At 44.3% G+C, this 26,498-nt stretch carries 29 protein-coding genes and 3 pseudogenes; 25 read left to right on the forward strand and 7 right to left on the reverse strand.

Translation table 11 applies throughout. The features are described 5' to 3' along the window. The first annotated feature begins 100 nt into the window (after positions 1–100). Entirely contained in the window at positions 101–451 is a 351-nt protein-coding gene (locus BHE18_RS04445) for a YciI family protein (protein WP_071617425.1), read from the forward strand. Positions 452–482: 31 nt separating this feature from the next. After that, on the forward strand, positions 483–908 hold the full coding sequence (locus BHE18_RS04450; RefSeq protein WP_071617426.1) for a RidA family protein: 426 nt from the start codon (positions 483–485) through the stop codon (positions 906–908). A 444-nt stretch (positions 909–1,352) separates the two neighbouring features. Here the strand turns inward: BHE18_RS04450 and BHE18_RS04455 are convergent, their stop codons facing one another. After that, positions 1,353–1,976, reverse strand: a complete 624-nt coding sequence (locus tag BHE18_RS04455) for a class I SAM-dependent methyltransferase (protein ID WP_071617427.1) — start codon at positions 1,974–1,976, stop codon at positions 1,353–1,355. Between the two features lie 114 nt (positions 1,977–2,090). Here BHE18_RS04455 and BHE18_RS04460 point away from each other — a divergent pair, with 114 nt between their 5' ends. From BHE18_RS04460 to BHE18_RS04505, 9 genes and pseudogenes are all read left to right on the forward strand, one after another. Continuing rightward, complete coding sequence (locus BHE18_RS04460; RefSeq protein WP_071617428.1) at positions 2,091–2,984, forward strand: LysR family transcriptional regulator; 894 nt, start codon at positions 2,091–2,093, stop codon at positions 2,982–2,984. A 129-nt stretch (positions 2,985–3,113) separates the two neighbouring features. Next, entirely contained in the window at positions 3,114–3,383 is a 270-nt protein-coding gene (locus BHE18_RS04465; RefSeq protein WP_071618228.1) for an autorepressor SdpR family transcription factor, read from the forward strand. Continuing rightward, a complete protein-coding gene (locus tag BHE18_RS04470; protein WP_071617429.1) occupies positions 3,380–3,991 on the forward strand; it encodes a hypothetical protein in 612 nt (203 codons plus the stop codon). Before BHE18_RS04465 ends, BHE18_RS04470 begins: the two co-directional genes overlap by 4 nt. A 75-nt stretch (positions 3,992–4,066) precedes the next feature. Continuing rightward, positions 4,067–4,606 carry a GNAT family N-acetyltransferase gene (locus BHE18_RS04475; RefSeq protein ID WP_071617430.1) on the forward strand — a complete coding sequence of 180 codons (540 nt, stop codon included), beginning with the start codon at positions 4,067–4,069 and terminating at the stop codon, positions 4,604–4,606. A 24-nt stretch (positions 4,607–4,630) separates the two neighbouring features. Then, the gene (locus BHE18_RS04480; protein ID WP_071617431.1) at positions 4,631–5,209 is read left to right on the forward strand and encodes a nucleotidyltransferase family protein; all 579 of its coding nucleotides are present in this window, start codon (positions 4,631–4,633) and stop codon (positions 5,207–5,209) included. Further along, positions 5,206–6,234, forward strand: a complete 1,029-nt coding sequence (locus tag BHE18_RS04485) for a serine hydrolase domain-containing protein (RefSeq protein ID WP_171910650.1) — start codon at positions 5,206–5,208, stop codon at positions 6,232–6,234. The genes BHE18_RS04480 and BHE18_RS04485 overlap by 4 nt, the downstream gene beginning before the upstream one ends. A gap of 328 nt (positions 6,235–6,562) precedes the next feature. Further along, a pseudogene (locus BHE18_RS04490) lies at positions 6,563–7,043 on the forward strand (nucleoside deaminase). A 42-nt stretch (positions 7,044–7,085) separates the two neighbouring features. Next, positions 7,086–7,727: a hypothetical protein gene (locus tag BHE18_RS04495; protein ID WP_071617432.1), complete on the forward strand. Its 642-nt coding sequence runs from the start codon at positions 7,086–7,088 to the stop codon at positions 7,725–7,727. Positions 7,728–8,160: 433 nt separating this feature from the next. After that, positions 8,161–8,385 (forward strand): hypothetical protein, encoded by a 225-nt coding sequence (locus BHE18_RS04505; RefSeq protein WP_071617434.1) that lies wholly within the window; start codon positions 8,161–8,163, stop codon positions 8,383–8,385. 45 nt (positions 8,386–8,430) lie between these two features. Here BHE18_RS04505 and BHE18_RS04510 read toward each other — a convergent pair whose 3' ends face one another. Continuing rightward, positions 8,431–8,982, reverse strand: a complete 552-nt coding sequence (locus BHE18_RS04510; RefSeq protein ID WP_071617435.1) for a 2'-5' RNA ligase family protein — start codon at positions 8,980–8,982, stop codon at positions 8,431–8,433. Positions 8,983–9,271: 289 nt separating this feature from the next. Here BHE18_RS04510 and BHE18_RS04515 point away from each other — a divergent pair, with 289 nt between their 5' ends. Continuing rightward, positions 9,272–9,673 (forward strand): DUF4181 domain-containing protein, encoded by a 402-nt coding sequence (locus BHE18_RS04515; protein ID WP_071617436.1) that lies wholly within the window; start codon positions 9,272–9,274, stop codon positions 9,671–9,673. A gap of 353 nt (positions 9,674–10,026) precedes the next feature. Here the strand turns inward: BHE18_RS04515 and BHE18_RS23970 are convergent. From BHE18_RS23970 to BHE18_RS23135, 5 genes and pseudogenes are all read right to left on the reverse strand, one after another. Next, positions 10,027–11,742 (reverse strand): annotated as a pseudogene (locus BHE18_RS23970) (diflavin oxidoreductase); the annotation flags it as partial. A 119-nt stretch (positions 11,743–11,861) separates the two neighbouring features. After that, a pseudogene (locus BHE18_RS23975) lies at positions 11,862–13,218 on the reverse strand (cytochrome P450); the annotation flags it as partial. 40 nt (positions 13,219–13,258) lie between these two features. Further along, the gene (locus BHE18_RS04525; RefSeq protein WP_071617438.1) at positions 13,259–13,900 is read right to left on the reverse strand and encodes a TetR/AcrR family transcriptional regulator; all 642 of its coding nucleotides are present in this window, start codon (positions 13,898–13,900) and stop codon (positions 13,259–13,261) included. Positions 13,901–14,677: 777 nt separating this feature from the next. Continuing rightward, complete coding sequence (locus BHE18_RS04530; protein WP_071617439.1) at positions 14,678–15,919, reverse strand: S8 family serine peptidase; 1,242 nt, start codon at positions 15,917–15,919, stop codon at positions 14,678–14,680. Positions 15,920–16,531: 612 nt separating this feature from the next. Continuing rightward, entirely contained in the window at positions 16,532–16,678 is a 147-nt protein-coding gene (locus tag BHE18_RS23135) for a hypothetical protein (RefSeq protein ID WP_171910651.1), read from the reverse strand. On the opposite strand from BHE18_RS23135, the gene BHE18_RS22835 reads away from it, so the two are divergent. The 13 genes from BHE18_RS22835 (at position 16,672) to BHE18_RS04600 (ending at position 26,399) form a co-directional block, all read left to right on the forward strand. Continuing rightward, complete coding sequence (locus BHE18_RS22835) at positions 16,672–17,046, forward strand: hypothetical protein (RefSeq protein WP_141771811.1); 375 nt, start codon at positions 16,672–16,674, stop codon at positions 17,044–17,046. The two genes, BHE18_RS23135 and BHE18_RS22835, sit on opposite strands and share 7 nt — an antisense overlap. 113 nt (positions 17,047–17,159) lie before the next feature. Further along, the gene (locus BHE18_RS04545) at positions 17,160–18,074 is read left to right on the forward strand and encodes a Nif3-like dinuclear metal center hexameric protein (RefSeq protein ID WP_071617442.1); all 915 of its coding nucleotides are present in this window, start codon (positions 17,160–17,162) and stop codon (positions 18,072–18,074) included. Positions 18,075–18,233: 159 nt separating this feature from the next. Next, on the forward strand, positions 18,234–18,503 hold the full coding sequence (locus BHE18_RS04550) for a CD3324 family protein (protein WP_071617443.1): 270 nt from the start codon (positions 18,234–18,236) through the stop codon (positions 18,501–18,503). Between the two features lie 145 nt (positions 18,504–18,648). Continuing rightward, positions 18,649–19,143: a GNAT family N-acetyltransferase gene (locus tag BHE18_RS04555; protein ID WP_071617444.1), complete on the forward strand. Its 495-nt coding sequence runs from the start codon at positions 18,649–18,651 to the stop codon at positions 19,141–19,143. Between the two features lie 71 nt (positions 19,144–19,214). Continuing rightward, entirely contained in the window at positions 19,215–19,616 is a 402-nt protein-coding gene (locus BHE18_RS04560; RefSeq protein ID WP_071617445.1) for an NUDIX hydrolase, read from the forward strand. 75 nt (positions 19,617–19,691) lie between these two features. After that, on the forward strand, positions 19,692–20,432 hold the full coding sequence (locus BHE18_RS04565; RefSeq protein ID WP_071617446.1) for an alpha/beta fold hydrolase: 741 nt from the start codon (positions 19,692–19,694) through the stop codon (positions 20,430–20,432). 8 nt (positions 20,433–20,440) lie between these two features. Further along, positions 20,441–21,052: a GNAT family N-acetyltransferase gene (locus BHE18_RS04570; RefSeq protein WP_071617447.1), complete on the forward strand. Its 612-nt coding sequence runs from the start codon at positions 20,441–20,443 to the stop codon at positions 21,050–21,052. A 211-nt stretch (positions 21,053–21,263) separates the two neighbouring features. Beyond that, entirely contained in the window at positions 21,264–22,193 is a 930-nt protein-coding gene (locus tag BHE18_RS04575) for a zinc-dependent alcohol dehydrogenase (RefSeq protein ID WP_071617448.1), read from the forward strand. A gap of 27 nt (positions 22,194–22,220) precedes the next feature. Next, positions 22,221–22,421 carry a hypothetical protein gene (locus tag BHE18_RS04580; RefSeq protein ID WP_071617449.1) on the forward strand — a complete coding sequence of 67 codons (201 nt, stop codon included), beginning with the start codon at positions 22,221–22,223 and terminating at the stop codon, positions 22,419–22,421. 69 nt (positions 22,422–22,490) lie between these two features. Further along, complete coding sequence (locus BHE18_RS04585) at positions 22,491–23,381, forward strand: GNAT family N-acetyltransferase (protein WP_071617450.1); 891 nt, start codon at positions 22,491–22,493, stop codon at positions 23,379–23,381. 7 nt (positions 23,382–23,388) lie between these two features. Then, entirely contained in the window at positions 23,389–23,580 is a 192-nt protein-coding gene (locus tag BHE18_RS04590; RefSeq protein WP_071617451.1) for a hypothetical protein, read from the forward strand. 32 nt (positions 23,581–23,612) lie between these two features. Further along, a complete protein-coding gene (locus tag BHE18_RS04595; RefSeq protein WP_071617452.1) occupies positions 23,613–24,440 on the forward strand; it encodes an MBL fold metallo-hydrolase in 828 nt (275 codons plus the stop codon). 669 nt (positions 24,441–25,109) lie between these two features. Further along, positions 25,110–26,399 carry a sensor histidine kinase gene (locus tag BHE18_RS04600; RefSeq protein WP_071617453.1) on the forward strand — a complete coding sequence of 430 codons (1,290 nt, stop codon included), beginning with the start codon at positions 25,110–25,112 and terminating at the stop codon, positions 26,397–26,399. Positions 26,400–26,498: the final 99 nt, after the last annotated feature.

The raw sequence follows: 26,498 nt of genomic DNA on the forward strand, positions 1-26,498 counted from the left end.
ATAGAGGAAAATCATTCTGCATTATAGAATAGTTGAAAGGATAGGATCTAAGATACCGGATTTTATAAGACGAGTGTCTGTTAAAGAAGGAGGATATATTATGCTGTTTATGCTAATCGTCAAAGCCTCGAAAAATTCTGAAGCCGGAAATCACCCGAGCCCTGAATTGATGGATGCCATGACGAAGTATAATGAAGAATTAGTTGAAGCTGGCGTTCGGATCATGGCTAAGGGACTTCATCCAAGTTCATATGGGATACGCATTTCGTATCCTGATCCTGATGAAAAGCCTGTAGTCACGGAAGGACCTTTTAAAGAATCAAACGATTTGATTGCCGGATTCATTCTGATTGATGTGAAGTCTAAGGAAGAAGCGCTCAAGTGGGCGATGCGGATGCCGGATCCCCAGGGAGATGGCGAGGGTCAGATTGAATTGCGGCAGGTATTTTAGCGTCTTGACTGACAACAAGGGGGGAAATACTATGGAGAAAAAAATAACATTCATTCGTTCTGGCAATTTGGCATCCGTCGATTATGCCTACGCAAGCAGCATACCTGCAGGGATGGACGTCCTGTTCTTTGCGGGGGCGTGCCCTCTGGATAAGGACCGTAACGTTCCACATCCAAGTACATATGAACAGCAAGCAAAATTGTGTGTGGAGAATTTGAAGGAAGTCTTAAAAGAGAGTGATGCAGCCTTGGAGGATGTGGTCTATACGAGAGTGCTGGTAGCTTCAGGGGACCGCTCAGATTTAGTAGCTTCCTGGAGTGCGGTTCGCGAGGAGTTTGGCGAACACGATGTCCCGAGCACTTTATCTGGTGTTACGGTGCTGGGATATGAACATCAGTTGGTGGAAATTGAGGCGGTAGCGGCTGTGGATAGGGAGGGCGGAGTAAAAAGAAGATAGAACTAGGCGGCAAAGTAGGACCGGTACTTGTATAAGTGGCAATCTGGATATTTTTGTTAAATTCAGCATATATCCAAATTAGTCAGCATAAATGGGCGGAAAGTCAGTATAAAACGAGATGGGCCAGCTTCCCTCCATGATAAAGGTTTTATACCAGGGGGCTGGCCCCGTTAAGTCAGGTCCACGCGCAAAGACTATTCGACAAGTGGCGCGAATAGCACCCAGAGTGGCGCAATAATTTAAATACCGGCGCAATTATCCGGAAAGTGGCTTAATTATTCAGATTCCGGCGCAATTATCCCGGAACCGGCACAATAACTATTTCTATATTCATATTCTTAGTTTTGAAGTCACTGAGAAATTGGCTTAAGACATTAATTTTGATAGGAACCTTCTCTTTTTATCTTAAAACAGTCAAACTATGGCAAGTTTTCAAAAAGATTCTCACTTCACCCCAGCCACAGCCACCGTCTGATACCCCCGAGAAACCGGCCCGCCCAATACCCTGACCTCTGAAAATTTTAATCTCTCCATCATCGGAATCAGTTCCCTATGAATCATTTGCTTAACCGAAGCCCATTCCTCTCCGTCTTTCCCGTCACAAAGCGTAATCATGACTCTGCCTCCCGGCGTCATCACCCTGTGAATTTCTTCAAACGACCTGGAAAGATTCTCCCAAAAATAAACAGAATGGATGCTGTACACGGCTGAAAATTGCTCTTCAGAAAGAGGCAGTTCTTCGACACTGCCAAGGACTAACTCTATCCTTTTCTGTTTCAGTGCTTTTCTGTTTCGCATTGCAGCGGAATGGAGGAGGGATTTGGACAGATCCAAACCGGTGACATGGTGACCGCCATTCATTGAGGAGATCTGTTTTAATGCAAAACCTGCACCGCACCCGATTTCGAGTACACGTTCATTCTCCTGAAGGTTTAAATTTTCAATGGTCCATAGCGTTTCCGGTTGATGCTGCCGAATCATCTTTTCCCCGATGAACCGTCCGAGCAGTCCCGTGGGCCGGCCATACTGGCTATCAATGATGTTGTAGAATCTTGTTTTGAGATTCATAAAAAATTCCTCCTAAAGTTACTGTATTTACACTATAATTTTCTTATAACTATTAAACAATCATATATAAGTTATAGATACTATTAAATATTCTTATAGTAAGGAGGCGGTAAAATGGAAATCAGTCAATTAAAAGCATTTGAGCTTGTGGCCAGGCTCGGGTCATACAGCAAGGCTTCGAGATACCTGGATGTGTCTCAGCCGACAATCAGCCTGAGGATAAAAGAGTTAGAGAAAGATGTGGGCGGATATCTTTTTGTCCGGTCAGGTAAACAGATGGTGCTGACAGATTTAGGAAAAGGTTTCCTTCCTTATGCCAGACAGGCACTTGAAATACTGACTAAAGGGAAAGAAAGGGCGCTCTCTATAAAAGAAGGCAAAAGAGGGGAAGTCACGATTGGGACACTCCCGACTTTTACAACCGGACATTTCACCTCTATCGTGATGGAGATGCAGCATCGTTTTCCTGACATCGATGTGACCATCCATACCGGCCATAACCAGCAAATCATCGACATGCTTTATGATGGATTCGTTAATATGGGGTTGATCACATCGCCGTTTTTTAATAAAGACCTGAAGAGGATCCATACGCTCAAAGAACCCCTCGTCTTCGTCGCACATCACAGTCACCCATTAAGCGGAATGAAGAGTTATGGGGCAAGGGATATTTTTGAAAACGGCAAACCATACATCATGACCGATTGGAGCGAAGAGAGTAAACATTGGCAGAGAACGCACATACAATTAGGGACGGACATTATAGAATTGCCGCCGGCCACCGCACTGGAATTCGTCCTGCAAGGCACTGGAGCAGCACTGCTAACGGAATCAATGGTATGTCACCTCATCCAAAAAGGGACATTGGTCAAGCTCGAACCAAACGAAATGCCAGCACTATACAGAGAAATCGCCTTGGTCAGCCTGGATCGTGAGCAGTCCCTGCCGCCGGCTTCACAGCTCTTCGTAAAAACAGTAAAGGGCGGGTCATGGGGACAGGTACGTTGACCCGTTATTCGGCTCTTTCTTCTTTTCAGGAAAATATATACATTATAATTGACATTTCATTCCAAACATATATAATTTAAGTAATTAAGTAAACACTTAAATATTGCGAAAGGAGGGACGGACTTGTCGATCAACGAGTTGTTTAAGGCCCTGTCCGATGAGAATAGAAGAAAGATCCTGGACCTGCTGCGGAAGGGGGATTTGACGGCAGGTGAGATTGCGGAACACTTTGACATCAGCAAACCTGGGATCTCGCAGCATTTATCGGTACTGAAACATGCCGAGTTGGTGTATGCGTTCAAGAAGGGGCAATATGTGTATTATTCGTTGAATTCATCGGTTTTTCAGGATGTCATGAAATGGGTCGTACAATTTAATTCCAAGGGGGAGAACGAATGAACAGTAAGTTCTTTATCATTTTCTTGACAATTTTAACATTTGCGGCAAGTATCTATCTTTACGTCAATGGCAGCGGAATAATGGATTCAGCTTATGGACCTGAAGAGGTCATTCTTTTTGCGGTCCCGTCCACGATGATGTTAGTGGCTATCCAGCTCTTCACTATGCCGGTCCTCATGAAACAAGGCGATATTTCCTCTAGATTCAAGAAGGGAATTGACCACATCTTTGTATCCCTCGTGCTCATTTTATTGATCCTGCACATCGGGCTGCTTCTGCTGGCTTCCGGAATAGAGTTCGACATATTAAGGCTGCTGCCGATTTTGGCCGGGACAGTGCTGATGACTACCGCCAACACACTTCCTAGATTCCAACTGAACACCACAGACCAACCCGCATCTCAAAAAAATTCAACTCAACAAATTTGGAACACCACACTCAGGCCGTTCGCCTACCCGCTGTTCTGGGGCGGCATCATCATGTTTCTCTGTGTATTCCTGCAAGGGACCTTCATGCTAGTCAGCTTCTTTGCAGTCTTAGGCATAACGCTGCTGACCGCCGTATCCCGTGCGTACAAAGCTTATCAACTTCACTTATCACAGAGATGAGAGAAAGCGGGCCATGGGGCCAGGTACTGCGGCTCACTTCAATTTAAAAAAATTTCAGTTAAATGAGGAATTAGAATGAAAATAGAACAATTACCGCTAGTGAAAATAAGGGATTTAACCCTCGAAGACGCAGAAGACCGTTATCAGTGGTGCCTCGATAAAGAAGTCACCAAACATCTAAATATGCCGGAGAAGTATCCTCCATTCAGCAGGGAAGAGACCAGGAACTGGATCAAGATGTGCATAAACAAAACGAATGGCTATGAACAAAAAGCCATCGTCACAGAAGAGGGCACACACATAGGCTGGATCGACTTGAAAAATATCGACAAGCTGAACAAACACGCAGAAATCGGGATTGCGATTGGAGAGAAAGCTTATTGGGGCAGGGGCTATGGCCTTGCAGCCATGAAAGAAATGCTTCAATGGGGATTCAATGAACTGGGATTAAATAAAATTTGGCTGCGGGTGGAAGTGGACAACGATAAAGCGATTAAATCGTATTTACGAATGGGGTATGTGGAAGAAGGAATTCTGCGGCAGGACCGGTTGAGGAATGGGGAGTTCGTCGATCGGGTAAGAATGAGTATTCTTCGATCAGAATTTTTAAAGTAATAACCGTAAATAAGGGGGAAGAAAATGATAAGTACTGAAAAAGATATACTCAACCTAATTCAAAACGATGAGAGGATGATGGGAATCCTCAGGGCTGCGAGCAGGCTGCACCTCCCGGATTGTTGGATTTGTGCAGGGTTTGTACGCTCAAAGATCTGGGATGAACTTCACGGATTTAAAAATAGAACGGAGATCCCCGATGTGGATGTAATCTATTTTAACGAGAGCAACCTTGAAGAGGAAACGGAAAAAAGACTGGAGGCTGCACTCCGCGACATATTACCTGAAGTCCCCTGGTCCGTTAAAAATGAGGCCAGAATGCATGTAGTAAATGATGTTTCACCTTATGAATCCTCTGAAGATGCGATATCAAAATTTCCTGAGACAGCAACTGCTCTTGGTGTGAAGCTGGACAGCAATCAAGAGCTTATCCTGACTGCCCCATGGGGACTGGATGATGTCCTCAATATGGAGGTAAGGCCGACTCCATATTTTAAAGAGACACAACAACGGGCTGTTATTTATGAGGAACGGGTCATAAAGAAAAATTGGAAAGCAACTTGGCCGAAAATTAACGTGTATCATACAGGTTGGAGGCGATGATTAATCTCCATCGCCAACACAACAGTCCCGCTTTTTTACCGGTAGCAGAACATGTGGCAGACACATTCGAGAAAGTGATTTGTACAGGGGCTTCCACTTTCATCATCCATCGGGATTCAGTCGTCTTTGAGCAGTACATCGGCAAACAGTCCGCTGCTGAAGATGCCAGACTGGTCCAGGCGGACACGCAGTTTCACGTCGCTTCAGTTAGGAAAACGTATATCGGTTTTGCCGTTTCGTATGCTTTACATTATGGATACATAAAGAGCATTGATGATAAGGTGACCTGCTATCTACCTGACCTGGATGAGTCTGAATGGAAACCGGTGACGATCAGGCATCTTCTTACCCACACACATGGATTGAAAAAGGAAGGTCGGAATACTGTCTGCGAGTTTGAGCCCGGCACCGACTGGTCGTACAAACAAATCGGGGTCGAAGCCCTGACCAGGCTAGTGAAGGTGACAACAGGCAAATCTGTTGCAGAAATCCTTCATGAAACGGTCTTCACCCCGCTTCGTTTACGCGAATCAGATTGGTACGCTGAAAAAAACGAGCGGCTCGTTGACGTGATCCTGCGCTATGAAGAGGACGAAGACTGGCGGACAAGCGAAGGCACGGAAGGCGATAAGATGAACATGTACGTCTCCACCAGGGAGCTGGCGTACTGGGGCTACTTCCATTTGAAAAAAGGAAAAATAAACGGGAAGCAAATCGTCCCGCGGGAAATCATCGATATGGCCGTCTCCCTTCAAAGTCCTGCCGCTCTCCATACAGACGCCCCTCAAAACGGCTTCTTGTGGTTCGTCAAAGATCTGCCTGCCACGAAGACAGAAATCGGGCCCTTGGTCCCGAAAGGATCCTATCAGCTTCTCGGATTCACGAATGCAACCGTGCTCGTCATCCCCGAAAAAGATCTCGTTGCCGTCCGGATGTTTAATAGTTTCGGATCACCGGAGGGATATGATTATCTTGCAGATGTCCGGTCGTTTGGGGATATGGTTATGAAGTGTGTCGGGAAATAGTGGGATTGCGTCATTGGAAAGAAAACAGGTGAATGTATTCAGCATAAAAATAATCCAGCATAAACTTATATTTTTTCAGCATAAGATCAAAAAATTCAGCACAAATGGATTAGAAGTCAGCATAAACTCATATGTGAAAAAGGTTCCGATTGTACCCCATGTTCGGAACCTTTTTGTTTAATTTCCTATTGATGGAAATTGCGGTTTGGTGGATAATGGGTACCAGGTAAAAAATGGGGATTCGGGGCTGATCCTCAAATCTATTAAAGATTAAGTGATTGAGAGGTTGAAAACTTACATGGAAGAGAAGGACAGATATTTTTTAGAAATGGCTTTAAGGGAGGCTGAGCAGGTGCTGATGGAGAACACCTATCCAATAGGGGCTGTCATAGTCGATGAAAACGACAATGTGATTTCTACTGGCAGAAATCGGGTACAGCCGCAGCAGGATGCCACGGCCCACGCAGAGATTAAGGCGATCCGGAATGCAGGTGGAGCGATTCTGCAGGCAAAAGTGCACCGTGAAAAACTGTCGCTATATACATCAGTAGAACCCTGTCCCATGTGTACAGGCGCCATTTTGTTTGCGCATATCAAGAAAGTCGTGAGGGCGATGAATGACGATATCGGTTTTGGAGGTTGCCGTAAATTAAGGGACTCGTCCATGTTTGATGATCGATTTATTGGTGCAACTGATCGAGGAGCCATTTGAGGACTTGAAGGAGAGGCAGTCGGACTTAATGGAAGAATGGGCCTTGAATCCGAATGATATTGTGAATTTACGAAAAGCTGTTAGTAAACCTTTATAAGATTACGATGCGGCAAATTGCTTAAAACAAAGAGGTGTAGAAATGAAAAAACTACTGATCCCAATCATGTTATCATCCGTGTCCATCCTGCTCATGGCGTGCAGTGAAGATGTTAAAAAAAACGGTGAACATGTCGATTCAGAAGAAAATAAATCAACAGAGGAAGATGTTCTCGCATCTGACAGCAGGGATGAATCTGCAAACTCCGACTCTTCGGAAGAAGCTGAGCCTGCTGATTCCGATGCTGAACCATCGTCACAGAGCGGGGACAACCAATCAAAAAGTACGGAAGAAACTACCCTGTCCCAGTACTCGTCAAAGGAAATAGAATACGCGCGCGTTTGGCTGCAGGTGATTGGAAACGAAGATGCAACTGAGTTAAACGTCCGCCAGATATCAGCGGGAGAAGCCGTCAACCCTTACGATGAACACAGCGCCGTCTATCCGGAAAACGTCATTGTGCTGGCCGGGGATATCGTGGCTGATGGAACAGTGACGTACAGCGGCAATGGGGACGGCACTATTAACATATATAATATTCCCTCGCATTGGCCGAGTGCCCAGCAGCTCGAAGTGTCGATGAAGGAGTATACGAAAAAGATCATTTCAAATACTGAAAAAGTATATATTAATCCAGGAGACGATGAGGCAGTCTTGGAGCTGATTGAGAAGTTGAGCAGCTAAAGAATTCAGGATCGATCCGCAGAAGAAGGATTAACTGAAGCTGCACGCATAGTTATTGTCATCTCTATCAGTTTCTTTTCCGCAGACCATCTGATGGGTATGAGAATAGTATTATTGCTATTTGCGGCAACCGATATAATCTTGATCGTTAACCGGCAAAAGGGAAGAAAAAGTGTATTCTTTGTTACTTCTGCTGTCTTCCTAACAGCTCTTATCATTATGGGTCTACTTGAGACATTTACATTGTACATGTTGATATTTGGAATCGTTCTGGTCATTGCTTCCTATAGAACACTATTTGAAGGAGATGAGGAAAATAAAACCTGTCGACGTTCTTGATTAATTTTAACACTGTAACCTTTATTCTCTTCCTATGTAAACGGGGAACTTTTTAAAAACAGAAGATTTTTAAACTAGATGGGGGATCATATTAATGAAATATCTATGGGCGGCTATCAATCTGCTGATTCCGGTTTTACTGTTATTCCTGATTTTTTCTACTTGGATTGGGTATATTGCAGAAAGCCTCAGAGACTTCTATCATTTCAAGTGGGCTGCCATTGGCCTGATTCTTCTGGGGTATATGCTGAACTTTAAAAAGCGGGCGGCCGGGCTGATTATTGTGACGGCAGGCTCAGCTGCTTGGTTCTTTATTTGAATCAGACCGGCTCCATGCCTGAGGGAGGACGTCATATCCTCGAGGTCATCCTCCTAAATAGATATCTAAAAACGTTTCATATCTTCTCTTAACAATATCCAACTCATAAACCCTTACAAAATCCACTTTGAAAGCTGGATAGGGTGTCAACTCCTCTTCTGCTGCTCTTTCCATTTCTGTTAGCCCATCTTTCGAAAGCGGGGTAGAGATATTCCCGCCGTAATGCTCTTTCCCCAGGGTCAAGTGAGGTACAAAGTCATCGAGTTCAAAATACCTCTTTATCAATTCATGCGATGGTGAAATCTCTTTTACTATTTTTTGATGGAGGGTATGTAATTCCGCAGAGTCCACACTCAAATAAAGGATGTTATTTCCAAAATACTTTGGTTTACCCAAGGACACTTGAAATGGACTGATATTCTCGCAAACTCTTTTCACATTTCCTAGCCACTTTTTATCGGGAGTCAGACCTCCTTGTGCTTTCAGTGTGATATGAGGTTCCACACCTGATTGTCGAATCCATTTACGCTGAAATCGCTCAACTCGTTCCACATATTCTCCTGGCGGGACAATACCTATAAAATAATCAATTTTCAATTTTCTCAACCCCTGATTCATTCGTTTTGAATAGTTTACCAGAAATGAACAATCGGAACATCCTTTAAAAACAATGATGCTGTACAAAACGTCTAACTATTAGTTTCTGCTCTTTTCATAGATTGAAGAAGATCGCGGAGGGATTTCTTTGAAAGTGTTCATTGCCGTTATCGGCCCTTTATTGAGTATCATTTCCTGGCTGGCAGTGGGGTAAAGGTCCTGTTTTAGTGGAAAGCTGGAGAGAAAAACCGATAAAAATTAAAGATCGTTTAAGTGAGGAGGGGATTTTGTGTTTTGGATAAAATTTTGCCTGATTGTAATTATCGTCTTTGTCCTCATCTCTTTCGTTAAGTTCATCTTAAGAAGAGTCTTCCATATTAAAAAAGTGAAGAGAAAGGTGTTTTCCTATAATCTTATTAATGAGAGGCACCGCAAAATAGATAAGTGGATAAGGTTTGTTTCTGTGATCATTCTTATCGGCTTAAGCTGGGGAGTAATTGAGGATAAAAATTACATATCTTTATATGTAATAGGAATGACTGTTCTCCTCATGACGGACTACTTAGTCAGGGCATATTTTGAATGGAAACACAGTGAATATCCTAAACAAGCCATTGTAACGGTGGCTGAAATGGTAATGATGGTTACTGCAATCATAACGATCGTACAATTTGAGTTGCTTTGGATTTGAAAAGAGCCGTGGTGGGCTATGGGGACAGGTACAGAGGTCCATAGTTGAATGGGAGATAGGGGGCCAAATTAGTGGTTTTATTTAAAAGACGCATAAACTCATTTTTTCATTACAAATCTTAAAATATCATCATATAACCCTGATTTGAATGCGTAAGTTATCATGGACGACTCTCCAGGGAGGATTTCAGAAGCTCATAAATAACGATTCAAGCCACTTTTCACCACATTAAGGCCACTTCCCCACGTTTTCAAGCAACTTGTCGAAAAATCTTCAATCTTTTGTATGCAATCGCCAAAATGGATGAAAAAACCGGCACACCTAAAGCGTACCGGTTTTCTCATCACAGTCCCTTAAATCCCTGCCCAGACATCCTTCCCGAACCGGCCGTCCTTCTCGAGCTGATCGAGCCAGTTCTTCGATTCTTCCTTAGAAACACCATGAACTTCCCGGTATGCCGTACGAAGGGTATCTTCCACTTCAGGGGACATCCGGCTTCCGTCGCCGCAAATATAGAGATGTGCGCCGCGGTCGAGCAGTTCGATCAGGCGAGGGGCGTCCTCTTTCATAAGATGCTGTACATAGGTCTTCTGCTGTCCGTCCATACGGGAAAATGCCGTATGAAGAGTGACAATGCCATTTTGTTCATCCCGCTCTAGTTCACCACGGTAGATGTAATCCTGATCACAGTGGCGGCATCCGAAATAAAGATGTGCTTCACCAATCGGCGTTCCTTGTTCCTTCAAGCTTCGGCGCGCCTGCAGGAAGCCGCGGAACGGAGCGACGCCGGTACCAGGTCCGACCATGATGATCGGTGTTTCGGAGTCAGCCGGCAGTTCGAAATTCGACTGCGGCGTGCGGATGAAGCATGCGATGTCTTCTCCTTTTTCCAATCTCGCCAGATAATTGGAGGCGACACCTTCATATTCGCCCAATCTGCTCCACGCCGCATCTCTTACGACACCGACCGTGATGCTCAATTTTTCAGCATCGGCAGAAGGGGAAGAAGAGATGGAATAATATCTCGGCTTTAGGGCCGGGAGGAGTTCCATGAACCGTTCAAACGAGAGCTCGCATGCTTCGTATTTTTCCATAAAGTCGAGCATGGAGACGCGTTTTTTCAATACCTGTTCTTGATAGACTCCTTCTTCAAGCATGGCTTCCAGTTCTTTTTTATGAGGCGGACACACGGTGTAAGCCGCCAGTTCGCGGATTTGTGCCCTGGTGGCCGCTTCCTGCAATTCCACACAGTGGGAAAGAATATCCGATAAGGAAACGGGGCGGCCGAGCGGCAGATGGGCTGCGCTCCGTCCGCTTGCCGACAGTACCACCTGGTCATTTCCTTTCAAGCCGAACCGCTTCAATACTCGGTTCACATTTCTCAGACTGTTTTTCGGAAGTACGCCCAGGTGGTCTCCTTCCTTGTAAGAAAGTCCGGCAGGCAGGGCCACCTCGATATGACGTGTGCTTCGGCCGCTGTCAGGTGACTGAAGCTCCAGGTTTTCCAGGATGTTCGTATTCACCGCTTCATAAGACTTGGCAAGCGGGGAACCGCCGATGCCGCTGACAAATTCCATGCTGAGGCTGCTGCGCTCCTTGCCGCCTTTGTTTTCAACTTTCAAACCGAATGTCTCGACGGCGTCCGACCACATAGTGTCTTTCCACTGTTCAAGCTGTTCTTCGAAGTCGCCGCTCGCATCTCCTTCGCCGCGTACGGAGAATCTTACGGCACCTTTTTCTGCGAGTTTTTCGTCGATTAATCTTGGGACATCCTGGTAGGTACTGGCCCAATTATGATCTCCGCAGCCGAACACTGCATAATGGACGCCTTCAAGTTCACCGGGCTTCACTTCCTCAAGCCACTGGACGAATTGTCCGGCGTTGCTCGGCGGCTTCCCGTTGTAGGAGGAAGTGACGATCAAGACGGCGCCCTCTGCTGGAAGACTGCCAACGCGGTCGTTTAGAGGGGAGACCTCCGTGCGTACACCGTGGAAGCTTGCCGTATCCGCGAGCTCCTTGGCAACACCTTCTGCCGTACCGGCATCGGATCCGTAAAGGACAAGAAGGGGACGGTCATTTAGACCCGATACGACTGGAGCCTCTTGAGATCTCGTATCTTTATTCTGTGTTTTTTCACTTGAACCTGAAGCGAATAGAGAGAAATCCGCAGCGGTCTGTTCCCGCTGTTTGACTTTGATTTTAAAATCACCCGGCTTCAGCGTCAGAGTCTGTTTGACATTAAGCTGGTAGTCCTGATCATCAATGAATTCAAAGTGCTTCAGCAGCATGGCGAGTACAAGGGTCGCCTCATGAAGGGCGAACTGCATGCCGATGCAGGCGCGCTGCCCATTGCCGAACGGCTTGTATGCATGATGAGGCACTTTTTCCGGGTTATCGAAGCGTTCTGGACGGAATTCGTCCGCATCATCTCCCCAGGCATCCCGATCCCGGTGAAGCTCAGGGATCAGAACAGTGATTCGTTCTTCCTCTTTTTTAACCGGATACTTGCCGGCAAGGAGGGTATCCTCTTTCGCATACAGGCTGAAAGCAGGAGCCGTCGGCCATAAGCGAAGTGATTCATTCAGTATCATGCGGACATACTTCAAATCGATCACTTGTTTATAGGTCGGTGCATGCCCTGAAAATACTTGGTCCACTTCCTCGTAGGCTTTCTTTAATTTATCAGGGTTTTTCATCAAGAAGTAGAGGGCGAATGACAAGAGCCCGCTTGTTGTTTCATGCCCTGCGATCAAGAAGGTGATAATCTGGTACCGGATATTCTCATCATCCAAATTCTCTCCGGTTTCAGGATCTTTCACATTCAGCATGCGGGATAGCAGATCATTTTCTTCCTGCGATCCGTTCGCCTTCCGTTCAGCGATGATGTTGTCGACCATCGAGAACATCGTCTGTATATCATGTCTGTATTGACGTTTCGTCCTGACCATCAGCTTATCTTGGATGTCCAGCCTCTGAAGCTGGTGCATCGCTTCATCCATTGCACGCACCATGCTGATGATGAAGGGATGGGGGCTCTCACGGTAAAAACTGTTGAATCGGTAGTTGAAGCCGCACAGTCCAATCGTATCAAGTGTAAGTCGAGTCATATCTTCAGGCACATCGATCTCTTCATTCGGATTCAGTCTCGCCCATTTCTGGACCAGCTGGACGCCGATGTCGATCATCATATCGTGATAATCCTTCATCGCCCGCTGGCTGAAGGTAGGCATGAGGATGTTGTGGGCCTTGCTCCAATTTTCCTCATCGGTATGGCTCGTAAATAGTCCGTCCCCGCCGAAAGCGCGTACTTTTTCGAGGGCGCCTTCGATGCTTTTATCGAATCTTGACTGATCACATACCTCTTTTACCAGCTCATGCCCCGACACGATGATCGTGGAAGAAGAGGGGGTCTGGAGACGGAAGATGGGTCCCTGTTCCTCTGCGAGTTTCATGAACGACAGCGTCGGATTGTCCTTGTCGATGAGCGGTAGATGACCGAGTGGACCGTATGTTTTTGGTTGTGGGATCGCTTCATATTTTTCCATTGAAAACATCCTTTCAAATCATGATAGACAGTACAAATGATTATTTGATGAAGTTTGCCCGCAGGCTGTGTTTGATCATTTCTTTCCATTGTGTTTCGTCTTTTGTGACAGATGAGAAAGGGCTCAGGATATGGGGGGCTGCCTGCTGATAGGAAACGGATGACAAGAGCATCACGATGAGCTCCTCCGGGTCTTGGTCGGCCAGCACTCCAGTTTCTATCCCCTTTACGATAAATGGATAACTCTGTTCATGGAAAGGCTTGATCAATAGTTCGAATAAATGATCGAACCTTTCGCCTTTTTGAATGCTTTCATTCATGACAAATAAACTGAACTCCCGATGCTCAAACGTCATTTCGACCAACTTGTCAAATAGCTCACCGAGGAGCTGCCTCATATCAGCAGAATCCTGTACTGCTTCCAAATCAAAGTCATTAATTTCGAGGACTTCCCCGGAAAGCTTCAGGATGACGGCCTTCCACAGGTCCATCTTAGAACCGAAGTGGTACTTGATCAGCGCCATGTTCACATTCGCATCCGCCGCAATCTCACGCAGGCTCGTTTCCTCGAACCCTTTCGTAGAAAACAGCTTCGTGGCAGAGTCAAGCAATTGTCCTCTGGCCACTTCCTTATTCAGACGGGGTCTCCCCGGCGCCCTTTTTTGTTCATTGGATTGAGTCATAATCGAAGTTCCTTTCTCTAATTAATCAACCGATTAATTAATATGCGTCTAGTATCGGATATCTGTAATGGAAAGTCAAACAATAACCGGATCGGGACAGAGGGACAGGTACGTTGACCCATTTTTCGGAGGCGGACGGGACGCCGGGGCAGGTGCAATGGCCTGATTTAATTTGAGTAACAGGGTCTGTTACCGTGGCACGTATACTGGACTGGGAGAGTTGGTAAAGGAGTATTTTGGTGAATTAAGCATAAAACTAAAAAGTCAGCATATATCCGAAAAAATCAGCATAAACTCATTTTTTTCAGCAAAAGCCAAAATAATTCAGCAAATCTATCAGAATTAAGCATGATCTGAGGGTACCAGCAGGTAGTGGAAGAGATACTGAAGATTTTCACAGATGGAATTTAAGTCGCTTCCCGCCATTTTCGTTCCACTTTTCGTATTTACATGCGACTTTTCACAAATACACTCCACAATCCCAAAATACATTCCACTTTCAAAGTTAGCGTTCCAATTTATCAAGGTACGTTCCATTTTCCCCGTATATCAACCAACTTGTCGATAAATCTATGGACTGGCGAAATTGAACCGCGGGACCTGGCGGAGATTGAGCCGAGAGTGCTCGATGGGACGAACACATTGCCCCGAATACCGTTCCACTTTCTAATAAATCTGTATGACCAAGTGGAGGTTTTTAACGAATAGCCACCATAAATAAGGACATGACAGATTCGTCATGTCCTTTCTTTTATCATATTCTTCCTGATTCGTTCCTTAACGATTCACTGTCGGGAAACCAAATCCAGAAGCATAGTCATCGCCTGCTGCTGAGCCGGAGCCGCCGAGTATATCATTATTCTTCCCGCGGTTTTGGATTTCTGCACGGAGCTGGGCTGCAGAGAAACTAGGGTTTTCCGCCCAGATCTTTGCGGCAAGTCCCGATACATGAGGGGTTGCCATGGACGTACCGCTGATAGTGTTGTACGTACCATCGTACCAGGTCGATTCAATCGCACGGCCCGGTGCCGAAACTTCCACATCACCCACTCCAATCACGTAGTCACCATCCGTATTTGGATTTCCGCGGGAAGAGAAATCAGCTACGCGGTAGGTTCCATTTTGCTGGACATCTTCAAGTGCTGCCACTGCAACCGCATTTTCAACTGCGCCAGGATATCCGATCGTATTGGCGCTTGGCCCTTCATTACCTGCTGCAGCAACGACAAGCACGCCTTTGTTATAGGCATAGTTGACGGCGTCCGTGATCAAAGGACTTTCAGAACTGGCTCCGAGGGACATGGAGATGACCGTGTTGACATTCAGGCGGTCACTTTCATCCGCAGCATACCGGATAGCAGCTGCAATGTCATCGGAGTAGCCTGATCCGCGGTCATTCAATACTTTGTAGGACCACAGTTTGGCATCCGGTGCCACCCCGTAGATCCCATCGCCAGTACCGCCGTCGGCAAGGACCGTCCCTGATACATGGGTGCCGTGTCCGTTTTTATCTTCACAAAAGTTTGTGACGAGGCTTGCTTTTCGTTGGGAGAAATCATTGCACTGCTCAACATTATTAGCGAGATCCGGGTGCTTTTTGTTTGCTCCAGTATCAAGGACCGCCACTTTTACGCCGCTTCCGCCGGATGTAGAACTGATGCCCGCATTCTCATACATGGCTTCGATTCCCCATGGCGTCTGATCACTCGCTGCTGATCCTGCATTCGATCCAGGCTTGGCATCCAATGATACTTCCTCGACAAGTTTAACAGATAGATTTTTATTTTTTTGAAGAGCGTTATATTGGGCTTCTGTTACTTCGGTTGAAAAACCTTTCTGATCAAAATCCCAGCGGACACCGTAATTTTGCTTTGCGTTAACTTCTGCTTTGTCATTGGTGGATGAGATTAGAACGCGGACTTTTTCCCCTTTTGCCGTGGCATCTGCCGTACTGTTGATAGCCGGACTGACTAGAAGTGCACTCATTACGACAGTCCCAAGAATCTTTCCTACTTTCATTTACAACATCCTCTCCATTTTTGTTTACTGACCTTCTCCCGAAAAAAGTTCGCCTCCCCGCTCTGGTAGATTGAAAAGAATCATCTAGACCAAAGAACTATGTAGAGATCCTTACTAAAACGGATTGTAACAAAATTTAACCATTAACAGAATAGGTTGAAAATTCTTATTAATGTAAAATTATGGGATATATGAAAGTGGAATTTAGAATTTAAATGAAAGGGAGGAAAATTTTCATAAAACAGAGGCCGGACATGCGTTTTTTACGGGTATATATACCTGGATTTTCCCAACCTGATTTTGAAACCTTTTAATGGGACAGGATTTACAGGGTTTGTGCACAGCAAAAATAAATCGATTTAATCTAAGATCATCGTAATATGGTAAAATATAGAATGTTAAGCTAACGTAAGAAACTGTCACGGCACTATTGCCGAATGTCATTCAACAATACAATAAGGAGGTGTAAAGGTGGCTCTAAAAGAAACACTAAACATCCTCAACGGAACAGAAATGTACAAGCACTTCAAAGAAACTCAATTTCTTGATTCTAAAAACATGATCCCCTTCAACGAGGCAATGTGTTACGGGGACACGTGCGAGGTTATTTTTTCAGAGGAATTTAACAACATCCGCGCGAAGGTGCATCATGTCACACCAGCTCAATATACTGACATCACCTTGAAACCATTGCAGCCCCTCTTCAGCGGAGAGTTCGGGAGGATTGCCCTTTGGTTTGATGAGGATATGTTTTGCCAAATGAATCTCCTTACCATCCTCGCCTGGTTAGACCTTACAGTGGTCCGATCGCACTCAATATTGTGGGAGATCGCTTTCAACCTGTGGATTCTTATAGCTTGGAGGCAAAAGGGTTTGATTCCCTGTACAAAGGAGTCATGATTCTTCAATCGGACCCTTGGGAAGTCCATCCGCCTCCTTTAAACAAAGGGATTCATCTTTATTTGGACTATCTTAAGGAAGACAGTGATCTATTGGTATATATTCAGGAACACCGGGAGGTCCAGATAACAGAACTTGTGTCAGACTTAATGATGAAATTTAAAGAGTATGGGCTGGGGGATACGCAATACTCGGAGATTATAAAAACTTATCGTCGAAATCTGTGACAACTTTTAAATTACTTGCTCAACATAGAGGCATTACTGGAAGAGGAAAGGAGTGACAATGGTGAAAAATAAATGTGCTCCATCCCTATTTTTTTTCAGAAAGGAGCCTGACATTGGAAAAACTACTAAACATTGTCCAGCAACTGGACGAAACGTTCAAGATTAAAAGCTTCGGCAAAGATCCTGCTTTCAGCCGATATATCCCTCAGGTTTATGAAGGGAAATTTGATTGGAGAAAGAAGTTCGAGCCGGAATTCAATGAGTTATTCAACGGCTTGATGATAAAGGGAACGCCAGAGGTGAATAATATTTTTTTGGCCGTTTTCCCAACGAAGGATGTTTTAGAAACATTCATTGAAAAAGGGGAATCCGGTGACCTGCTTTTTATGCACCATCCTTTATTGATGGAGTGCGGTGATCCGGTTGGTGAGTGGGGAAGGGGATTCGTTCCGATAGAAGAAACCCTATTGAATCGAATCAGGAGTAGAGGTCTTTCGGTGTATACATGCCACGTTCCGATGGATTATCACGAAACATTGGGGACAAGCCAGGCGATTGCGGAAGCACTGAATGTGGATATCACCGAAAGGTTCATCCATGACGATAAACACGGCTGTATTGGAATCATCGGCAATGTTCAACCAACGGATTGTGAAGATTTAATAAAACACCTCAAACATATTTTTGATATCCCCTATGTTGATTTTGAAGGACGGAAAAAAGTGATCAACAAGGTGGCCATCGTCGCCGGCTGCGGTGATAAAACCCATTGGATGCAGCTGGCTGAAGACAAAGGGGCAGATGCTTATATCTCCGGGGAAATACACTGTCATATTGATAGTGATTACGGGAGGAGAAGATTTGATGAAGTCATAGAGTATGCATGCAAAACAAGCATGTCTTTATTTGGCGTTTCACATTCTGCCTCCGAATATTTAGTGAAGAAAACGTTGGTGGCTCCTTGGTTAGAGGAGAATTTTAATCTTGAAAGCGTTCATTTGATTCCGCAGAGGGATTGGTGGCTGTAAGGAACGAGTTGAAAGATTGTGATTAAGATAGGAGTGTTTTTTATGGGGAAATACCCGAACCTAAAGATATTCACTCTCTAGTGGCAGAGGCTGCTGGAAAGTGAGTGGAGAGCGGTCTCTGCTGTTTCTTATACATTTTATAAGAAAGCGGGGACGTTTATGGGATATAAAAAGGCAAGTGATGTGCTGCCGATCGAATTGGTGCAAATCATTCAGGAATATATTGACGGGGATTATTTGTTCATCCCCAGGAAAAGGGGAAATGAGCTTTCCTGGGGAGAAAAAAATGGGACAAGGCAAGCTTTTAAAGATAGAGATCAAATGATTTATAGGCATTACATTAATGGTGCTTCAAAAGAGCAACTGGCTGAAGTGTACCATTTGTCTCTCAAAAGTATCGAGAGGATCATCTATAAAGAAAAAGAATAAGTGATTACAAGGAGTGTCTTATGCAGAGATAAAGCATGAGGCATTTTTTTTGCTCATTATCACTACATAACCAGACTTTAGGGAGCGAGATAAAACCCGATGATATAAAATGGAAGTAACGAATTGAAAAGGGTGAGTCAGGAAAATGGGTTATACAATCAGGAAGAGAACACAGGAAGATGTCGCTGAATTCATTAAGTGGACCTATGAAGGAGTGTATTCGTTTTACGATAATAACATTCAGGAAGAAAAAATAAATGGCTTCCTCCAAAGTGTCAATACCGACCAAATGTATTCAGTTGTAGACGGTCAAAGAGAATTGATCGGCAACTGTGAATTCTTTGATGTGGGAGAACCACCGGAAGAAATAATGGCTGTTGGCGTTCAAATGAGGCCTGATCTAACAGGAAAAGGAAATGGACTCGCATTTATCCAATCCATCATCGAACAGGCAAGAAGATTAATAGGATATAACCATTTGGAGCTGGCGGTCGCTGAATTTAATAAACGTGCCATCCATGTTTATGAACAAGCAGGTTTTAAAAGAAAGGGAGATTTTGAGAACACAATCAGAGGTAAAGATTACAATTTCATCATTATGGAAAAGGATTGGTGTATTGTAAGGAATGGTGAACGGTAAACAAAGAATAATCTGAAAATACCAAATGATTGTGGTAAAATTTAACTTATCAGACATATCGAGGTGACACAATGAAACAATGGTTCGGATCCGCAGCTATCTGCATCAACGAGCGGAATGAAGTCCTGATGGTTCGGGGCAATGATAGTGATAGGTGGGCCATTCCGTCAGGCGGAATAGTAATAGGCGAGACGCCTGAAGATTGCTGCATCAGGGAAGTAAAAGAAGAGACAGGGTATGACGTCAGGATCCTCAAGAAACTGACTGTTAAAGAGACCGTTTTAAAAGGGATCGAAGTGCAGACCCATTATTTTAAAGTAGAGAAGCTGGGTGATAGTGCAGGCATCAATGATCCTGATGAAACAATTGTTGAAGCAGCCTGGAAGTCATTATCGGACTTACATGATTTGGACCATATGTATCCGGAAGATGTGCAGACGATTTTGGAGTGCAGTGATTTAATTATAGATTGATGTGGTTAGAACTTACCTAACGTTCAGGCCTTTACAAAGAGAACTGGTCATGGACAGGTTGAAGGAAGGAATACTATGAAAATGACAGACTGCCAAATTCAAATTGAAGAAAAGTATGTGAAAGTAAAAGACTTTAAGCTTTATGCGAAAGTATTCGGAGAGCAGAAAACGAAACTAACGGTCGTAATGGACGCAGGATACGGAGACCATTCTAAAGCGTGGAAAGACATTGCTCCTGTAATCGCTGAACAATCAGATGTTGTACTGTATGACCGCGCAGGTCTCGGCAAAAGTGAAAAGAGTCCAGCCCCAAGAACGAGTGACCATATGGTTGATGAGTTAAAAGAAATGCTCGCGGAATTGAACATGCATCCGCCATATTTACTCGTCGGCCATTCATTTGGCGGGGTGAATATGAGATTGTTTGCAACCGAGTACCCTGAAGAAGTCAGCGGGTTGATTTTGGTCGACTCCACACCGGAGGATTACAGAGAAGTATTCCTTCCTACTATGCCGGCTGAGTTTCAAAAAGCATATAAGGATCAGTTCGTTTATGAAGGCAATTATCATGAATTTATGGAGAGTTTAAAATTGGTTAAGAAATCAAGGAAGCAGCTTGATATACCTTTGGTCGTCATTGCAGCAGGGAAGAAAGCTCATTATTCTGCCTCCTCACAACAGCTCTGGAACAATATGCAGAAGGAGCTGCTTACCATATCCACAAACAACCGGTATATCCTCGCTGAAAATAGTGCCCATTATATTCAGTATGACGAGCCCGCGGTAGTAGTTGAAGCAATTAAAAGTTTATTTTGAGGTGCTGAATGATTATTTATTATGGAACCCCTGCAATAGAAACAGAGCGATTACTGCTCGGAAAGTTCACGCTTACTGATACCCAGGCCGCATTTGACCACTGGCTCTCAGACGATCGAGTATCAGACAACCGGGTGAGTGCCGCACATCAATCCGTTTCAGAAACCAGAGAGCGGATGAATCGGATTCTTTCAGACTATGAAAGTGAAGAGTTCTGCTATTGGGCAATAAAGCTCAAGGAAAGCGGAGAACTGATAGGCGAGATTGATATATATGACATTGAAGAAGCAACAGGAAATTGCGAGGTCAGCTATTCGTTGGGATACAGGTGGTGGAACAAAGGATATGGAACGGAAGCATTGAAAGCAGTTGTGGAATTCGGTTTCAGGCATATGAACCTGCATAAGATTTCTGCGGCACATAACACCGATAACCCGGCATCCGGCCGGATCATGAGCAAAGCCGGGATGGTGCAGGAAGGGACAATCCGGGATATGATCCGCAATTCGAAGAGGCAGTATAAGGATTGTGCAGTTTATGGGATTCTGCAGGAGGATTATCTGAATAAGAACGGTGAAGCGGGCAGGTTTTTAATAAAGGTTTGCTTTACGGCGAGATAGACCTCGTACATAGCAAAGAGTTGAGCGTACCACAATACCGGGAAAGCAGAAGATTCCACGGGGTAAAAAGTGAAGCTGCTTCAGTGCTCCCATACAAAAAGACATACGCCTGGGTGCTCGAAAAGCCGCAGATTTATGTAGAGCCCGTTCCTTATAAGCATCCGATGGGTGCAGTCATTTGGGTCAAGCTAACCGAATAGGAATGATTAAAATGAAACAAAACTCACTTATGCTGCTTGGTAAAAAAGAATTGAAATGGATACAAAATGAACTCCCGCCGCTCGCAAACGATGAAGTCCTGGTGAAAACGATAGCAGGGGCGATCAGCATTGGAGCGGAAATGCCGCAGTATCTAGAAACAGACATCACCGAGAGGCAGCCGGCCTATCCTAAAGAAACCGGGTATGAAAACTATGGTGAAATCATCGAGGTCGGCAAAGGGGTTGCCATGCTCAAAAAAGGAGACAGAGTCGTTGCTTCCTTCGGGCATAAAGATTATGGGATCATACCGGAGTATAAATCCATACCAGTGCCAAGAGATATTCATTACGCCGATGCACTGCTTACCATATTGTCCTGCGACGCGGCAAAAGGCGTCTTGAAATTGAATCCAGGCAAGGAAGACAAAGTATTGGTGACCGGCATGGGGACGATGGGGCTTCTGACTGTGTATTTTTTAAGGGAGTATATGGATGTCCGCCACATTGATGTGCTAGAACCTAACGCTTCAAGAAGATTCATGGCAAAGCAATTAGGATCAAATAATCTACTTAATGACATCTCTGATTGTCCAAAGGATTTTTATGATTATGGACTGGAGTGCTCAGGGATCAATGCGGCATTTCATTGCCTGCAAACTTCCCTTTTGCCCGATGCCGGACTCTGCATCCTGTCGGACGGAAACAAGGACGTCTTTGAACTGCAGCCTGAATTTTATGAGAAAGAATTAAGAATCGTGGGCTCGAGTGACGGCTGGGATTATCAGAAACACTCCCAGTGGTATTTTGAAAATATAAAACGCAGAAGGTCGGTGCTGAATCAGTTGTTTGAACTGACGATCGGGAAGGAAGAATTGATCCGATGTTTTGAAGATTTGGGAGAAGGTCGTGTAAATCCTTTGAAAGTATTGGTCAAATATTAACTTTCGATTGAACAGGAGGTCTAGGTGATGGATCCGAAACAAAACGAAAAACTCCGTAAGGTCCAAGCATCATACAGGAAGAAGAAAATAAGATACCGGTCGAAGGGTGATGTAAGCAGAACCTGGACACTGGCGGTTGGAGCAGGTGTTCTGATCATGTTCTTCTTACTGATTATGAGTGTTTTGTTCGATATAGGTGTACCGCTGCCTTCATTTTTTGGAAGGTGAGTTTTCACCTTTGCTGTTGAAATGTTACCCACAGTTTTTCACGAGGAAAGGAAGTATAGGGGGATTTAGATGGACATCTTAATACAGCAACCTGTAAATTCAGAACAGCTTGCAGGCTTCATCGAAAAAATCAATACCAAACAATCAAGCCATGTAGGCTATTGCGGAGAAAAGAAAAAGGAAATCCTAGACACTCTCCAGAACGATTTTTCTGACATGAAACTCGAGGATTCATTCATTGTTGCCTACAGGGAGGACCAGATTGCCGGAGCCGTTGGAGTTGATATTGACCTTGATGAGAAAACTGCAGAGGTTTGGGGACCTTTTATAGAAGATGGAGAGGATTGGCAAGGCCTTGCTGTTTCATTATGGCAGCATGCCTCTGTTTTATTAAAAAGCAATGATATTCGAATCGTCTCTTTTTTCTTGAACCATTTGAATGCGAATGCCATACAATTTGTATCATTATTGAAGGGAGTCAGCAAAGGAAACCATTTAATCTTAAAGGCTTCCAGAGGAGCTGAACAATCTTGCGGTGCATTTCAAGAAGTATCGCCAATCAACCAGGAGTTAAAAGCAGATTTCTTAAGTTTACACCGTCGATCATTCCCCGATACATATTACACCGGGGAGCACATACTGAATAAATTGAATAATGAAAATCAGTTGCTGACTGCCAAAAGCGAAAGTGGCGGGCTGACCGGCTATGTATATATCGAAGCCTCACCCCGGCATGGTGAAGGGAGGATCGAATACATTGCCGTCTCCCCCAAACACCGAAAAAAAGGAGTCGGGGCAATGCTTGTCAAATCGGCTCTGACTAAACTGTTCGACCATTCCCCTATAAATGAAATTGCACTCTGTGTGAAAAAAGAAAACAAAATGGCAGTAAATTTATATATATCTGCAGGATTTATCGTTCAGCATGAACTGATGCTTTACCAGGTTCAAGTGAAGTAAAGGAATTTTGCCTGAAGAACAAGGTGGCTTTAGAATCGTTCGGGGAGAAAAAGATAAGAAAGTGTTATGCAGCCTGGATACCTGGTATTTATACCTGCCTTCACTTCTCCTGAAGCTTGTCCGAGTAATTACCTTTACGACTAAAGTCGTAATCTCCGTCATCAAAATGATGGAAGACCCTGCCCAGAATATTCTGTAATCTAAAGATACATAAAATCTTTGGAGGAATGAATGATGAAAAAATATATCTGTACGACTTGCGGAGTCCAATATACTGAAAGTGCCTGTGAACCTGAGCGTTGCCCGATTTGTGAAGAAGAAAGGCAGTATGTCAACCCCGGGGGTCAGTCCTGGACTACCCACGAAGAATTAGTGGAGAGTGGAAACTATAAAAATATCATTACAAAAGAGGAAGAAGGTCTGTACAGCATTACGACAACCCCGAAAATAGGGATCGGGCAGACAGCCTATCTGGTCGCAGGTGACGGTTTCAATATTCTGTGGGACTGCATCACCTTCCTTGACGACGAAACCATTGCATTCATCCGTTCTTTGGGCGGGATCGATGCCATTGCCCTTTCTCACCCTCACTACTACTCACGCCAGGCAGACTGGTCAGAAGTGTTCGATGCGCCAATCTACATCCATCGCGATGACAGCGAATGGATCATGGAACCAAGTGAATACATCCAGCCATGGGAGGGTGAGGAGAAATCGTTGGGTAATGGTTTGAACCTGCACCGTCTTGGCGGGCATTTTAAAGGCGGTGCAGTGCTGCACTGGAGGAATGGGGGAGACGGGAAAGGCGTGCTTCTTTCCGGAGATATCATCCAGGTAGTTGCGGATACGCGTTGGGTCAGTTTTATGTACAGCTATCCCAACTTGATTCCGCTGCCGGCAAGTAAAGTGGAAAAGATGGCGCTGAAAGTACAGCCGTTGTCATTTAACAGGTTATACAATGCTTTTCATAAAGTAGTAAAAGAGAATGCCCATCATGCAGTTCAGCGTTCGGCGGAACGTTATATTAAAGCGGTGAATGGGGAATTGTTTAATACGTGAAAAAGAGAAAAGGGTTGTATGTGGCAATGGAGGTAACAAAGTCGTATAGGTAACGGTAGTAATATGTCCAATGTTCCAAGTTTATTTCACTGAAGAAGCGAATTTTCTCATTATTTTAATCAACCCGGCCGGCTTCTATAAAAATATTCCTGTTCATCCGGCAGCGAACAGACTCTATAAACAAGAATATTAATATACGAATATTTATTGTGCCGAAATCCAATTAATTGTGCCGGTTACAGGATAATTGTGCCACTTTCAAAATAATTGCGCCACTTCAACTGCTAATCGTGCACTTGTCGAAATTACTTTGCCTTGCCGCGCCATTTTCCACCGGGCAAACACCAGCTAATAAAAGCAAAGCCTCTACCTTAAAATGAGCCTAGGTCCCAGTCCCCCTGGCACGCAGCTTTGCTCCCTCCAAAACTCCCAATCCGTTTTGATTGGGAGTTTTTCATTGGTTTTGCATGTACTGAAAACCTACTTGTAAAATCCCCCATCAATTCTTCCATTAAATTTACCTCGCAGACTATCGCAGGAACAGAGCTGCCTCAGATTGAAGTAAGTTTCTCTATCAATCTGTTAAAACTCCAGTATAATAGTAATTGATTTTTGTTTTTTCTTATTATTCAGTCGGTTTTGAAATTATACATAGCGGAGGCATTGCCGATGGACCATTCTGGTTTATTTAACGGTTTACTCATTAATCTCCTGGTCATTCTGATTATGATCTTATTGACGAGCTTTTACCATTTGTCACGGCAGCGAGTATATAAAGTTCAAATAAATTTTCTGCCTGTTTACTTAATCAGTACATTCTTGATTTTTCTAAGCCTGCTCGTGTCGGTGAAGGTTGAAGAAGGATTCTTTTATGATCTGCGCTTCATCCCTTTTCTCCTCGGCGGCATTTATGGAGGGAGAAAGATGCTTCCCTTACTGGCAATTACGATGATAGCTGTCCGCTTACCATTTATGGGACACGGCTTCATTATTACCGTCGTCATCACCATTATTTCCACGATTGCCATTTACTATTTAACTCCAAAGCTATCAGGCAAGGCATGGGTAAAGCGAGTCTATTGGTTTACGTTCTATTCATTCGGATATTCTGTTCTCGGTCTTTTACTGCCTTCCATATTTTTCGGTTTTAATGATTACTCGGCATTTTTGATTTATTCTGCGACATTGACGGGTTCGACATTTTTTGTCTTTTATTTATGTGAAATGATCCGTACAATTTATATTCTTCAGCTTGAAGCCATTAAATACGAGAAAATGCAAGTGGTCAGTCAGCTTGCTGCGAGTATGAGTCATGAGGTGAGAAATCCTCTTACTACGGTTAAAGGCTTCCTGCAATTGATCAATGAAAACCCTGCGGATGCACCTGCGAATACAGAGCTATCCAAGATAGCGGTCAGTGAAATAGACAGGGCGACGGATGTGATCAATCAATACTTGAATTTTGCAAAACCGCATCCTGACAGGGAAGTTGACGTTGACGTGACCATGGAAATCCGTCATACACAGGAAATCATCAAGCCTTTAGCCGTTAACAAAGGAATATCTGTTGCAGCTGAGCTCTTACATCAACATTCGATTAAAGGTGACCCCAATAAGCTGCAACAGGTTTTGATCAATGTGATGAAAAACGGAATCGAAGCAATGGAGTCAGGAGGAGCACTGGAAATTTGCAGCTATGAAGAAGAAGGCTTGCTCAACATCATCATTAAAGACAATGGAATCGGAATGACAAAAGAACAAATAACACGACTTGGCGAACCTTATTATTCATTGAAAGGGAAGAACGGAACGGGTCTTGGAATGATGACCGTCTTTCAATTGGTGGATGGCATGAACGGGACCGTAAGGGTAGTGAGTAAGAAGAAAAAGGGTACATCCATCACCCTGTCCTTTCCGATTTCCTACAGAGATTATGGAAAAGAGACAAAGGTTATGTAAGAAATCGCCAGTCCTTCTTTGCGATCAAGGCATAGAGGAACTGGCTTTCTTTGGGCAAACACACATTTCCGTGCTTCCCTGCATATCATATCGTGGTGA

This window comes from Rossellomorea aquimaris (assembly GCF_001877785.1).
Lineage (GTDB): Bacteria > Bacillota > Bacilli > Bacillales > Bacillaceae_B > Rossellomorea > Rossellomorea aquimaris_A.

What these genes read in the sequence shown, in the direction of transcription:
- BHE18_RS04445 (WP_071617425.1), top strand. Translation starts at nt 101, where the DNA reads ATGCTGTTTATGCTAATCGTCAAAGCCTCGAAAAATTCTGAAGCCGGA.
- BHE18_RS04450 (WP_071617426.1), top strand. Translation starts at nt 483, where the DNA reads ATGGAGAAAAAAATAACATTCATTCGTTCTGGCAATTTGGCATCCGTC.
- BHE18_RS04455 (WP_071617427.1), bottom strand. Translation starts at nt 1,976, where the DNA reads ATGAATCTCAAAACAAGATTCTACAACATCATTGATAGCCAGTATGGC.
- BHE18_RS04460 (WP_071617428.1), top strand. Translation starts at nt 2,091, where the DNA reads ATGGAAATCAGTCAATTAAAAGCATTTGAGCTTGTGGCCAGGCTCGGG.
- BHE18_RS04470 (WP_071617429.1), top strand. Translation starts at nt 3,380, where the DNA reads ATGAACAGTAAGTTCTTTATCATTTTCTTGACAATTTTAACATTTGCG.
- BHE18_RS04475 (WP_071617430.1), top strand. Translation starts at nt 4,067, where the DNA reads ATGAAAATAGAACAATTACCGCTAGTGAAAATAAGGGATTTAACCCTC.
- BHE18_RS04480 (WP_071617431.1), top strand. Translation starts at nt 4,631, where the DNA reads ATGATAAGTACTGAAAAAGATATACTCAACCTAATTCAAAACGATGAG.
- BHE18_RS04485 (WP_171910650.1), top strand. Translation starts at nt 5,206, where the DNA reads ATGATTAATCTCCATCGCCAACACAACAGTCCCGCTTTTTTACCGGTA.
- BHE18_RS04495 (WP_071617432.1), top strand. Translation starts at nt 7,086, where the DNA reads ATGAAAAAACTACTGATCCCAATCATGTTATCATCCGTGTCCATCCTG.
- BHE18_RS04505 (WP_071617434.1), top strand. Translation starts at nt 8,161, where the DNA reads ATGAAATATCTATGGGCGGCTATCAATCTGCTGATTCCGGTTTTACTG.
- BHE18_RS04525 (WP_071617438.1), bottom strand. Translation starts at nt 13,900, where the DNA reads ATGACTCAATCCAATGAACAAAAAAGGGCGCCGGGGAGACCCCGTCTG.
- BHE18_RS04530 (WP_071617439.1), bottom strand. Translation starts at nt 15,919, where the DNA reads ATGAAAGTAGGAAAGATTCTTGGGACTGTCGTAATGAGTGCACTTCTA.
- BHE18_RS04550 (WP_071617443.1), top strand. Translation starts at nt 18,234, where the DNA reads ATGGGATATAAAAAGGCAAGTGATGTGCTGCCGATCGAATTGGTGCAA.
- BHE18_RS04555 (WP_071617444.1), top strand. Translation starts at nt 18,649, where the DNA reads ATGGGTTATACAATCAGGAAGAGAACACAGGAAGATGTCGCTGAATTC.
- BHE18_RS04560 (WP_071617445.1), top strand. Translation starts at nt 19,215, where the DNA reads ATGAAACAATGGTTCGGATCCGCAGCTATCTGCATCAACGAGCGGAAT.
- BHE18_RS04565 (WP_071617446.1), top strand. Translation starts at nt 19,692, where the DNA reads ATGAAAATGACAGACTGCCAAATTCAAATTGAAGAAAAGTATGTGAAA.
- BHE18_RS04570 (WP_071617447.1), top strand. Translation starts at nt 20,441, where the DNA reads ATGATTATTTATTATGGAACCCCTGCAATAGAAACAGAGCGATTACTG.
- BHE18_RS04575 (WP_071617448.1), top strand. Translation starts at nt 21,264, where the DNA reads ATGAAACAAAACTCACTTATGCTGCTTGGTAAAAAAGAATTGAAATGG.
- BHE18_RS04580 (WP_071617449.1), top strand. Translation starts at nt 22,221, where the DNA reads ATGGATCCGAAACAAAACGAAAAACTCCGTAAGGTCCAAGCATCATAC.
- BHE18_RS04585 (WP_071617450.1), top strand. Translation starts at nt 22,491, where the DNA reads ATGGACATCTTAATACAGCAACCTGTAAATTCAGAACAGCTTGCAGGC.
- BHE18_RS04595 (WP_071617452.1), top strand. Translation starts at nt 23,613, where the DNA reads ATGATGAAAAAATATATCTGTACGACTTGCGGAGTCCAATATACTGAA.
- BHE18_RS04600 (WP_071617453.1), top strand. Translation starts at nt 25,110, where the DNA reads ATGGACCATTCTGGTTTATTTAACGGTTTACTCATTAATCTCCTGGTC.